This window comes from Thalassoroseus pseudoceratinae (genome assembly GCF_011634775.1).
Taxonomy (GTDB): domain Bacteria; phylum Planctomycetota; class Planctomycetia; order Planctomycetales; family Planctomycetaceae; genus Thalassoroseus; species Thalassoroseus pseudoceratinae.
The window spans coordinates 687,001-699,217 of record NZ_JAALXT010000005.1 but is presented as its reverse complement, the minus strand read 5'-3'; the positions used below and the strand labels follow the sequence as shown (position 1 = coordinate 699,217).

Here is a 12,217-nt window from a genome sequence, read left to right as displayed (position 1 = left end):
TACCTTGTGAAATTCGTTGCTATTCAGAGAGTTGAATGGCGAGCAGTCATTTCTTGATGTCAAAAGTCGGCAGCCCCGTCCCCATTCCGTGTGCGTCTCGCTCCGCCAGTTGTCCCGCCGAGATTGTCCGTGTTTGAGCCATGCCCATTCTCCTTGATAATCTCAATTGATCCCGATATCGAAACATTACGATATAAGTGAAAAAATAGAGGAAACTCTTCTTCCCCAGCTATTCACTCAGTCGCTGCCCGCATGGCAGAAACCGGCTTTCAGCGCAATTCATGATCGCCTGCAAGTGCGTCTCGGTCACTTGGTAGAACACTCGTCGTCCTTCCCGTTCATTGGTAAAAATTTCACTCCGCTGCACTAACGTGTTCAGACACTCAACCGCCCCAGCAAACGCGGCCGGTTCGGTTTTCCACTTGAAATTCCATTTCGTAAGCACTTCAAATACCCTTTACTCAATATATCGTAATCTTACGACATGTCAATGAGTGGAATGGTGAGTTCCAGAAGATTTCTTTCCACGCCCCGAGTGGGACTCGTACCGACGCCCTGCCTGTTCCAGACAAATACAGGAGCTTTTGATGATGCCTTCGATCGACGGGCGAATGGTTCTTCAACCGATCAGAACGTCCGACGCAGACTGCGGCCGATTGGACTCGACGAAAACGCCACCATTCGAGCAGTGGACCGAAGTGCTCGGCAGCGACCGCCTCACCCACAAGTTCAGCCCAGATAGTACACTGGTCGGCATCTATGTTAGTCTGAAAGAAGTCATCACCCCGGATTGTGAAATGCGATAACGTCCACGACACTAGATGTGGCGGCCAACAACGACGCGAAGTCAACACTGTAATGGAGACCTGTGGTCAGTTTGCCCCGACGTGAGAAACCGATATGAACTCAACGAACCGACTTGTGAATACAACATCCATTCGGGTCAACGTTGGCTCGCTCCCGGTTCTGCTGATGATTGCGATGGTCTCTTCCGGGGGCGTGCTTGACGCGGCTGACATTCCCAATGATGACGCTCAAATCCGCGGCTTGCTTCCCGCCGCAACCGCCATCGAACAGGAGGTCTGGGTGAGACTCACCCGCCATGCCGAGGCACCGACCAAGGAGTCTTTCAACGATCACTCCCTCTCTGCGGAATTGCTACTTCTTGATGACAAAACCGTGCAAGATTCGAATGGGGAGTACCGGTACCTCGCGGAAGGATTGCCGAAGCCGAGTCAGCTCTGGAAAGAAATATCTCGCGTGATTGTCGCCGGTCCAGTTCGTGTGTATCCACGTCCGATCACGATGATCCACGCCGAGCGAATCACCGCATTCAATGCGAATGTCGAGGGCGATTCGGCAACCGGTTCGTTCAAGTTCCGGGTTCCCGACCTTTACGAAGGTCAAGCGAGCTTTACGGCAATTCGACATTCGTCGAAGTGGCAGATCACTGAAATGAGCATGCCCGGTGTCGGAATCCACATTGCTCGTGACGCGACGGGACGTTGGCGTCGCGTGGAAGCCAGCGATGATGTCACGGTGTTGAAAGGACCACACATTATTGCTGCGAGCGCGACACCGCAAGATTTCGATTCAATTAACAATCCTCGATACGGACTGACGCGTAACGATCTGAAAGCGATTGTCGCAACCGTCCCGACCGTGGAATTGGTTGTGCCGGTCCGTGAGGTCCGTCGGGTGGCACGTTTTGGCGATCAAACAGCCGAGGTACGGCTTGTGGGAACCGTTCCCGAATATTCCCAATTGCATCGACTGCCTATCGAACAAGGTCGATACCTCGTCAACAATGACATCAAGCAATTGCAAAGTGTCGCGGTGATCGGCGCGAAAGTCGCTCAAGATTTGTTCCGTTTCGAAAATCCGATCGGTCGAAAAATCCGCATTGGTGACCACTACTTTATCGTTGTGGGTGTGCTGGCAAAACAAGCCGATACTGCCACCAAGCACGCGAGAGACATTTGGATTCCAATCACAACGATGCGAAGCCGCCTGGGAGATCGCGATATTAGCCGTCAGGCGGGAACATTCATCGTTCGGCATTTCGAACTGAGCCGTATCGAAATCATTGTCGAGAGCTTTCCGGAGATTTCGCGATCGACCGAACTTGTTAAACGAGTGTTGGAGCATCGTCACGAATCGGACGACTTCACCGTCAAAGACCTGTCCACGGAACTGCAGGGAGAAAATCCATGAGCCATGTTCTTCGGTGTTTGTTCGTCTTGGTAGCTGTGTCCATCTTGGCTTTAGGACTTCGTGTGTTGGGACAACCACCTCAAACTCGAGAGTCGACGGACCGTCCGAGTGTTCGACTAACCCCATCCCAGCGTGCGGCTCTCGAAAGGCAGCGACATAGGATTGTCGAAGCGGGCGTCATCGAGAGCGCGAAGACGACCGAATTCCGAAGCACACTTGGCAGTGCGACGACACTGATTTCGATCGTTCCCGACGGGACGATTGTTGAGAAAGGAACGCTACTCGCAGTGCTAGATGCTGCACCGCTGCAACAGGATTTGACGAAGCAACGGGTCATCGTCAACGAAGCGGAAGACACCCTGCGCAACGCGGAAGCCGAATTCCAGGCGGCTCGCGTCGCCGCCGAACAAGATGTACCGATTGCTAAACTCGAAGTCCGGGTCGCTGAATTGGCGAAAAGTCGATACCTCGCCAAAGGTGGTGAATTCGACTGCCAGCTTCAGAAGATTCGAGAGAAGGTGAATCGACTCACCTTGAAACCCGATCAGCAGCCCGATTCGAAATCATCTGCGGATCAACAATCGCAGGAAGTGACGCCGCACCAAAAATCCGCTGAGCAGGCTCGTGTGGACTTAGCTGCTGCGCAAGCCGAGCAGCGTCTGTTGGAAGAATTCATCAAACCCCATCAGACAGCTACCTTGGAACTCGCTGTGCGGAAGGCCAAGGCAAAATTGCAGCGACTCGAACAGACTGCACAGAAGGCAATTCGAGACGGCGAATCCGCTGTCCGCAAAGCTGAGTCCGCGTTGAAGGTTGCAAGAGAACGTGTCGAGAAAACCCAAGATGAGATTCAGCAGACTCGGATTCTCGCGCCGCATGCGGGTGTCGTTGTTCACGTCGCTCCGTCGACTCGCCGCAGTGCAGGTCCCGTCCTGGAACCGGGAGCGACACTGCAACCCCGACAGCTGTTGTTGAAAATGCCTGATCTCTCCCGTCTCCAGGCTCGCATCGGAGTTCACGAGTCTCAAATCGCCCGAGTCAAAGTTGGCCAGGCCGTTTCGCTTCAGTTGGACGCCTTCCCTAATCGGGAGTTCTCTGGTCGGGTCATCGAGATCGATCGAACTCCCCAACCACAGAGTTGGCTTACGGGAAATAACGGTTCGACCTACGGTGTCGCCGTCGAAATCACCGAGCCTTCCGATGCGATGAAGCTGGGAATGACGGTAGCCGCCGAATTTGAACGACCAACGAAGTGAATCGAATTCCGTCTGCATGTCTCTCGGGTGACATTTCCTGCTCTGGTTAATAGTGAACCTCTCTCATGGCAATCGAGATGGCGGGATTCAGTCATCACATTGCAAGATTGGAAGGCTGACAAGTACAAGATGGACCAATTATTCCCCTGTCAGTGGAGATTCTTGTTACGCTGAGGGAAGGCGGTCACGACAAGGGTTCGACCGACCAATCTTTGAGAAATGAGCGCTCACGTTGGGGAGTTTAGGATGCGTCATCAACAGACTCACGTTTCTCGTTACCGGTTTGCGATCCTCTATGCGGCGGCTTGGCTAATCCTTGTCCTTCCGGCTGTGGTCAATGGCCAAGACGATTCTATGCCGTTTGAACGTAAGATTGAGACTTACCACGACGCGGAACAGAATGTCACAGTGTTTGTCCTTCGATTGGAGCAACCGTTTCTGGCTGAGGAGTTCGAGAAGAGCAACTACTTAAGGCTAAGGCCAGCCGACGAAAATAGTTGGCTGGTCTATCCTCGCCAGACCCGATTCGAGCAAAAGCACGCCGAGTTCTATGGACGTCTTCGCCGGACCGAAAAGGACAAGAACTCAGCAACACTCAAGCTCTCCTATGAGACAGTGTCAGAAGAACTCGATGGCACCCGTCGCGTTGAAGTCCGCGAGACGGACATTGAAATCCCGATACCTGTCGACGATGGCGGACCCGAATCGCTTTATCAAGAGTGGGCGCGGGAGCAGAACGAGTACTTCGCAGATCTCTTGAGATTCTATCCGGAGAATTCTTTTCTGGAGTACGTGTTACTGCAATCCGAAGACCGTTACGGTGTCAAACCGCCTCCGCTGCCTGGTCCTTCGCCAACGACTGACGACAATGATTTCGATCTGTATCATGTCTTCGGCGGGGGCCTAGCCGTCCAGCAGACGCTGCAACGGGAAGTTCTGAGTCGTGGCCCAAGGCTGGATGACTTATCCGTCCATATCAGTCAGCTCTCACCGCCCGACGTGCGTTCCCTCGACTACAATTCTTTGCTTGAAAAACGCAAAGATGACGGACACGAACCACAGCAACATGCGTTGTCACGCTTCGTACCAGCGACGCAGTATTTTCTGAATTTCCGTTCGATGAAGGCCGCCAATGAATTGATGGACCTCTCGCAACAATGGGGAGACAATCTTCTACGAACATTCCAAGTCTCTGCGCGGGACCATCATCTGCGCGAAAAGTACGAAGATCAACTAGCAATTCGTGCAGAGATGCTTGGCCAATTGTTCGATGACCAAGTCGTGAGCGAATTTGCTGTGACTGGCTCCGATTTCTATATCGCAGAAGGCACCGACGTCACACTTCTATTTCAATTAGAGAAGCCGGATCGTTTTCGCGCAGCCGCATCGAGTTGGCTGGACGAGGTCAAGGCGAAACATGCAGGCGTTATTGAGCAGGAATTCAACTATCGCGGACACCGAATTTTAGCGCGGTACACGCCCGACCGCACAGTCAGTTCCTTCGTCGTCTTTCATGAGAAGATTGCCGTTTTCTCGAATAGTCATCGTGCGATTCGACGCTTAGTGGACACGATGGCAGAGCGAATTCCAAATCTTTCCAATCAGGCCGACTATCAGTACGTCACCACGATGCTGACTCCGCAGGATGACGATGCCAGCGGCTACCTGTACTGCTCGGAAGCTTTCCTCAAGCGGTTGATCAGCCCAGAATTCAAGATTGCGGAAAAACGCCGTCGGCAAGCTTTCAGTAATCTCGTGATGCTGAACAACGCCTCCCTCTTCTACCGTTTGGAGCACGGTGAATCGCCACAGACGCTCAGCGATTTAGCGGAGGGGAACTTCGTGGATATGCAAAAGGTTGTCGATCCTTCCGGCGGAGCGTACGCATACGATGCCCAGAAAGACACTGCGACGAGTTCCCTTTATAACCGAATCAAGTACCTCACGCCGATCATTGAACTCAACGTGTTGAAAGTCTCCCAGCAGGAGCGGCAAGAGTATCAGGCCTATCAAAAGCGATACGAGTCATACTGGCGGCAGTTTTTTGATCCAATTGCCGTACGCCTGACGAGTGGCCCGACCGTCAAACTCGAGACCCTTGTATTACCGTTCGCAAACGGGAGTCTCTATAGCGACCTGAGGCATTTCCTCAGCGAAGAGGCTCTCGCGCTGGATACATCCCGATATGCCGACCCTGCCATACTCTCCTTGGCAGCCGTACCTGGCCGAAAACGCATTGGTGAATTGCTTCGCAGCGTACCCGGTGTTCCCGAGACGTTGGACGCCAATCCCACACTGACCGATCTTTCGTGGCTTGGGGATCGGGTCTCGCTACATTTCTGCGACGACGACACCATCCTTGAAATCGACCCAACGCGTCTGAAGTCACTCGGAGGGTTTATCCCGCTATCGATCGCTCAGCAGGCAATGATCGCGGCCGCAGTGACTGCGACCAACCTGCCGGTGTATCTGTCGATCGAAATCGAGGACGAAGCCAAGGCACAGCGATTATTGAAAGAGCTAACGTCTCGTGTGTTTCTTCATAGTGACCGAGGAAGTGGCTTAACCACAAATTTAGATGCTTACCGTCTGCCCGACTACAAGCAACACCCGGTCTATGTGTTCTCGCTTCAGGTTTATGTTGCGAAGGTGCGGCTGCACATGTCGCTGGTTGGAGGCAATCTCATCGCAGCGACTGACCACGAGACGTTACGTCAGGCGATTGATGCGACCCAGAAGCCGACTGACGACGCGACGCCAATTTCACACGCACTGATGCAGGTGCGTTTTACAGCCATGAAGGAGATGCAAGACGACCTCCAATTATACTGGGCCGAGAAGGCTCGGCAGGCATCGCAACGGAATATCATGCCGTTGTACACGTTGATCAAGCTCTACGATGTTTCTGTTCCCGAGGCCAACCAGATTGCCGATGCCAAGTATGGTGTCACGTATTTCGATCCTGGTGGCGGGAAGTACGTTTACGACGAAGCGAGCGACCAAGTTCTGTCCACAACCTTTGGGAATCGCCAGAATGCCCGGCAGAACGTTTCGCTTGAAGACAACTCACCATTCGCCGATTTTTTCCGAAGTTTGATCGCAATCACAGTCCGCTTGCGTTACGAAGGTGATGGACTTCTAGGGACAATCGAAATTCAACGCACGGCCCCTTGATGACCACTGTTGAGCAGCGACTCAGGTGTCCAGAACTCGCCGAAAACGCAATGTTTGCAGTGTGACTCGGGATTTCTCATGTCGGTTGGCTGGTCAAGTTGTTTGAGCGTAAGATTGCTTGAAATCGACCAACTCCGCGTTCGCTTTGGGGCACTTCTCCGTGCGAAGTTTGGTGAAAATCTCCTCGATTTTCGATATTTTCTGAAAAGTCACCCTTGGTGCCCGTTCAATTCACGAAGTCAAATCCGTCTTACTGCTTAGAGTCAGGTATCTTGATGTCAGAGACGACCGATCCCCAGCACCTGTTGGATGCAGCGATCAAAGGGAATCGGTTGGCATTGGGAGAACTTCTTGAACAGTTCCGTTCCCAGCTTCGTGAGAAAGTTCATGCTCAACTCCAGGGGGCACTCCAACGTCGCGTCGACGAATCCGACATTGTGCAACAAGCGTGTGTGCGGGCGGTTGAAGTGTTCCAAAAGCAGTTTCGGGGCACCACAATCGAAGAGTTCTGGGGATGGCTGGAGCAAATTCAGCAACACACGTTTATCGATTTGGCGCGAAATCATCAGGCTCAGCGTCGAGACGTTCGACGCCAGAAGAGCGATGCAAATGCGGATAAATTTGCCGGAAACGTTAGCTCCCCAAGCCAGAAAGCCATGCGGGCAGAAAAGCATCAGAGAATCGAAGCGGCACTCCTTCAATTGCCCGAATTACAGCAGAAAGCCGTTCGTCTGCGACACCTGGAAGGCAGGAAAATCGAAGATGTCGCTCGAATTCTCGGCAAATCCCCTGCGGCGGCCGCACAAGTCATTTACCGAGGCGTCGCCGCGCTTAAAAGACTTCTGGAATCCGACCCTCTCTAAGATCGTTCGTGGGAATTCTGGAGGTCAGCATGGCTGAGAATGAAGTTGGAGAGATTCTGGCTGACTACATGCGTCGAGTCGACTCCGGTGAACAGATCGATATCGACGCCCTATGCAGGGCACATCCAACGATTGCGGACGAAATCCGTGCCTATGTCGGCGGTGCCGCTTTGGTCGAGGACTTCATTCGTCAAGGCGACACCTCAAAAGCCGAAGCGTATCGAGACACATCGCGATCCAAAACGTCTTATGACACTGACACCGTAGTGGTCGGGCAGATGTTCGGTCGCTATCGGATCAAGCAACAACTTGGCGAAGGGGCGATGGGAGCGGTCTATTTGGCCATCGATACCCAACTTGACCGAGAGGTGGCTATCAAGATTCCGAAAGTACGGAACGGGGAGCACGACGAATTCCTGGCTCGGTTTCGTTGGGAAGCGCAGGCCGCCGCGAAACTCAGTCATCCCGGAATCTGTTCTGTTTTTGACTTTGGGGAATTTTCCAATCGGCCATACATCACGATGGCCTACATCAACGGAAAGCCTCTTTCTCAATTCATCGGCGGTGACGAACTCAGCCAAAAAGAGATCATGCAGATCGTCCGCGATATCGCAGACGCACTCCAGCACTCTCATTCAATGGGGGTCATTCATCGCGATCTCAAATCCGGCAATGTGATGATCAATGAGGAGGGCAAGCCAATCGTGACCGATTTTGGACTTGCCCGAAAAGTGGACCAGTCAGAGGAGTCACGAATTACCCGCGAGGGAGCATTACTGGGAACGCCTGGATATATGGCTCCCGAACAGGTTGAGGCCGATGTACAAAAGATAGGACCAGCCACAGATATCTATGCACTCGGGGTGATTCTCTACGAACTTATTTCCGGAGATTTGCCTTTCCGAGGCAGTATTCACTCGATCCTCGTACAGATTACTCGCGACGAACCACGAAACCCGCTCGATTTTAATCCCGATGCTGACTCCAGACTTTGCCAATTCTGTTTGCAGATGATCGCGAAGGAAATCGAGAATCGTCCGCAGTCGATGCAAGAAGTGGTCGATCAACTCGATCAATACGCAACGAACCCCAGTGCCGAACGGATTGTAGAAAAAAACGACAAAAGCCCTCGTCTGAAAAAGTTGGATAAGGTGAAGCGGAAAGTGGCCGATCTTGTCAAACGCGGGCAGTATGGCCAAGCCGTGAGTTTGCTCGAAAAGATGAGTGCGGCAACCGACACTCAGGCTGCCGGTTATGCGAGTTGGGCTCTCAACGAATTGGAGCGAGTGAAAAAGCTTCCCCAAAAGATTCGGGAGGGCATCCCGACCTTGGTCGGAACGGCTCGCATGTTCATGCAGAAGTATGACTATGCGAGGGCTGCTCAAATCCTGCAGCAGATACCTCAGAAAATGCGTTCTCCAGTGATCGAGCAGACGTTAAAAAACGCGATCGATCTGCAAGACGAAGCAAACATGCTCCTAAAGACGCTTAAGGAGTGTTGCAAGTCACAAAATTGTGCGGGAATCGAAGCGAATGTACGGAGGTTGTTGGAGATCAAACCCGACAATCAATTCGCTCGCGATCTCAGTGAGGCTTTGCAGACGTATCGCCATATTCCCGTGGAACGTCGCGAGTATGCGTTCGATCCGTATGGAAAACTGCTTCCACTGGAAAAGGCGAGAAAACGTTCGACCCGTCTGGCGATGATCTTGGCAACAATGATTTGCCTTGGCGGAATAATCTATGGGGTCACGTTTCTCATCAAGGCCGGCGATGTCACATTGCTCGTGAAGACTGATGACGAGCTGCTCAAGCGTGGCGACATTACCCTAAAGTTTGACGGCGAGACTCATCTCATCTCAGGTCCGGAATTCATACTAACGGTCGCGCCAGGCGAATACGGTTATGAAGTTCGTCAGGGCGATATTGTTGTTCGGAATCCAGAGAAGTTTACCGTTCGTAAGAATGGTCGCAACGTGCTCACAATTGAGCCTACGGCCCCGGCGGTTGATCGAGCTGCACAGTCCGACCGCGATTCCAAATCGAGCGTACCCGAACAGCCATCACACTTCGCCGAGGTGCACGGAGTCACGAAATCCGAACTTCAATCCTGGCTCGAATCGATTCGTGGCGAATACATCCCCCTGTATATCAATTTGCGATGGGGAGCATCGGAATGGATTTTTGATGCCACCGCAGAACGGAACACGACAGGGAGGAATTGGGTCGTCAACTTTTTTGAAAATGATTCCGAAGCGTTCGAGTTCTCATCGAAATATCGGTGGACACACGCCCTGTATTGGCGACTCTTGTTTCCTACCGAAGGCGTGCGACCGCAACAAGGGCCGGGATTGAGAATTCGTCGGGAAGTGAAGCGTACGTATAAGCCCCAGGACATCAAAGACCAAGATTTTCAAGAAGCCGTCGATTACTACAGCAATCGGAAATGGTTTCCGATGTCGCTGTGTACGACGGAATCAGCGGGCCACGAATACAACTTTTTCTTGGGTCACCAGCGAGGCGATATCGAGCATCAGTCGTTCGTTGGCCTGACCCAAGATGAGTTTGAAAACAAAGTTGAGGAGTTCGAAGGGAAAAGCTGGATCTTACATTTCTTTCAACTGCAGGCAGGGACATCAACGCCACGGATCAATTGCACGTTCTGTGAAAACAAAGTTGGCGTTTCATCAGCGACCTCATTCAATCTGACAGAATCGCAATACGAGTCTGAGCTCGAACAGCGAAAAGATTCTGGTTGGGCTCCTCATTGCGTTGGTTCATCTATTGACGACGGAACCGTGAGTTACCTTGTCAATTGGCGGAAGCACGCGACGTCATCGAAGTTCGTTACAGAACAGGATAATCGGGACAAACTTCCTCCTCACTGGCAAAACCTACCTGCCGACTCTCCACCGCCCGCTATCGCTCCGTTTAATTCGCAGCAAGCGTCAACGTATCAAAAACAATGGGCCGAGCACCTCGGTGTTCCCGTGGAGTTCACCGATAAGTTCGGGTTCACATTTCGCTTGATTCCTCCAGGCGAGTTCGACATGGGCTCATCGGAAACCGAGCTCGACAACTGGAGGGAGCACGCCAAGTCTGGAGGTGAATTCTGGGAACGAGGCCAAATCAGCGAAGGCCCGCAGCACCGTGTCGCTTTGACAAAGCCATACTATCTGGCGACGACAGAAGTCACGCAGGAGCAGTTTCAATCGATCCTGTCTTTTAACCCTTCCCACTTTTCGCCTGAAAACAATGAGGAATTCAAGAACCTGTCGACAGCGAAGTTTCCGGTGGAAACGATTAGTTGGAACCAAACTCAAGAATTTCTAAAGGGCCTTCATGCTCAACTTGGTCTGACTGGTGAAGATCAGAGCCAGCAGTTTTATCGCTTGCCGACTGAAGCCGAATGGGAATTCGCCTGTCGTGCAGGAACGAATACCGTCTATTGGACCGGCGATCATCAAGATACAATCTTGGACAAGGAGAACCTTGAAGGCTTACATGGCCGACCACTAGCGGTTGGTTCGCTTGTTCCGAATCCATTCGGGCTCTTCGACATGGCCGGTAATGTTCATGAGTATGTGAACGATCGATGGTCGTCCCAGCAGTATGTCGATGAGGGGAAATCAATCACCATCGATCCGCGTGGAGCAACGGATCCGAACTTGCCGAACAGGGTTGTCCGTGGGGGTGACTTTTATTGGTGGCACTATCACTCTCGTTCGGCGTATCGCATCTCTTGTCACCAGGAAGTCCCTTCTGGAATCGCGATCGGGTTCCGCATTGCCGCAAATATTGACGCTCACAAGTTCGCAATCGATTCACGTGCCAACGAAACTCTGCAATCACGATTCTCGGAAACTCACGGAGCCACGAAGGCAGAGTTACAAGATTGGTTGGATTCAATTCAGGGGAAATACTATCCCAAGCACATCAACTTGCGTTGGGGGACATCTGACGTCTTGTTCGATGCGGTTGCTCTCCCGACCGTCGATGGTGCAACATTCCAAGTCAGTTTCTTTGAAAACGATCATCAGGCTGGTCAGGACTACAAGCAGTTTGGCAAGACTCACCAGTTGCTTTGGAAGCTGCTATTCCCGAATCCAAATGCAGTACCAACAGAAGGTCCGGGATTAAAGATTTGGAGATCGACCGGTAAGGGCTATTTAACGCTCAATATCGGGGAGAAAGATCTGCAAAAAGCTGTAGAAGAAGTGTCGAGCGACGGCTGGATGCCCGTATCGCTCGTATGCTCAGAATCTGCGAATCAGCGAAATAACTCCTTTGTCTGCCGACGACATTTTGGTCAAGAGTATCAAGCATTTGTCGGTTTGACACTTGGTGAGTTTAAAAGCAAGACCAAGGAATTCGGTGCCCGTGGCTGGCCATTAAGCTTCTTTCAGTTAAGCGCTGGAACGACTGAGTTAAAGGTGTCCTGCGTCTTCCATCAAAGTGATGATAATGACGAGAGGAACATTTCATTCGATCTCACGGAACAGCAATATCAGTCGATGCTCAAACAACGTGGATCGTCTGGTTGGTTTCCGACCTGCGTCGGTTCCTACATCCAACAGGAAATACCCAGTTACATTGTTGCTTGGCGTAGGCATTCGATACCGCGAGACAATTAGCTCCACCTTCCAAAGTCGCAAGCAGTCGCTGGGCCTCAAAGAGCCGCAAAGTTGGAGGGGTGATTCTGTTGAACGA

The 12,217-nt window shown here is 52.1% G+C and carries 6 protein-coding genes; all 6 read left to right on the top strand.

The window, feature by feature from the left end; all coding sequences use genetic code 11:
• The first annotated feature begins 587 nt into the window (after positions 1-587).
• Positions 588-806, top strand: coding sequence for a hypothetical protein (locus G6R38_RS20425; RefSeq protein ID WP_166830603.1), 219 nt, complete (start codon positions 588-590; stop codon positions 804-806).
• Between the two features lie 115 nt (positions 807-921).
• Positions 922-2,214, top strand: a complete 1,293-nt coding sequence (locus G6R38_RS20420; RefSeq protein ID WP_166830600.1) for an ABC transporter permease — start codon at positions 922-924, stop codon at positions 2,212-2,214.
• Positions 2,211-3,470 (top strand): HlyD family secretion protein, encoded by a 1,260-nt coding sequence (locus G6R38_RS20415; RefSeq protein ID WP_166830598.1) that lies wholly within the window; start codon positions 2,211-2,213, stop codon positions 3,468-3,470. The genes G6R38_RS20420 and G6R38_RS20415 overlap by 4 nt, the downstream gene beginning before the upstream one ends.
• 246 nt (positions 3,471-3,716) lie before the next feature.
• Complete coding sequence (locus G6R38_RS20410; protein WP_166830596.1) at positions 3,717-6,644, top strand: hypothetical protein; 2,928 nt, start codon at positions 3,717-3,719, stop codon at positions 6,642-6,644.
• Between the two features lie 275 nt (positions 6,645-6,919).
• Positions 6,920-7,507, top strand: coding sequence for a sigma-70 family RNA polymerase sigma factor (locus G6R38_RS20405; protein ID WP_166830594.1), 588 nt, complete (start codon positions 6,920-6,922; stop codon positions 7,505-7,507).
• Positions 7,508-7,536: 29 nt separating this feature from the next.
• On the top strand, positions 7,537-12,141 hold the full coding sequence (locus G6R38_RS20400) for a bifunctional serine/threonine-protein kinase/formylglycine-generating enzyme family protein (RefSeq protein ID WP_166830592.1): 4,605 nt from the start codon (positions 7,537-7,539) through the stop codon (positions 12,139-12,141).
• Positions 12,142-12,217 lie beyond the last annotated feature (76 nt).

What these genes read in the sequence shown, in the direction of transcription:
- G6R38_RS20425 (WP_166830603.1), top strand. Translation starts at nt 588, where the DNA reads ATGATGCCTTCGATCGACGGGCGAATGGTTCTTCAACCGATCAGAACG.
- G6R38_RS20415 (WP_166830598.1), top strand. Translation starts at nt 2,211, where the DNA reads ATGAGCCATGTTCTTCGGTGTTTGTTCGTCTTGGTAGCTGTGTCCATC.
- G6R38_RS20410 (WP_166830596.1), top strand. Translation starts at nt 3,717, where the DNA reads ATGCGTCATCAACAGACTCACGTTTCTCGTTACCGGTTTGCGATCCTC.
- G6R38_RS20405 (WP_166830594.1), top strand. Translation starts at nt 6,920, where the DNA reads ATGTCAGAGACGACCGATCCCCAGCACCTGTTGGATGCAGCGATCAAA.
- G6R38_RS20400 (WP_166830592.1), top strand. Translation starts at nt 7,537, where the DNA reads ATGGCTGAGAATGAAGTTGGAGAGATTCTGGCTGACTACATGCGTCGA.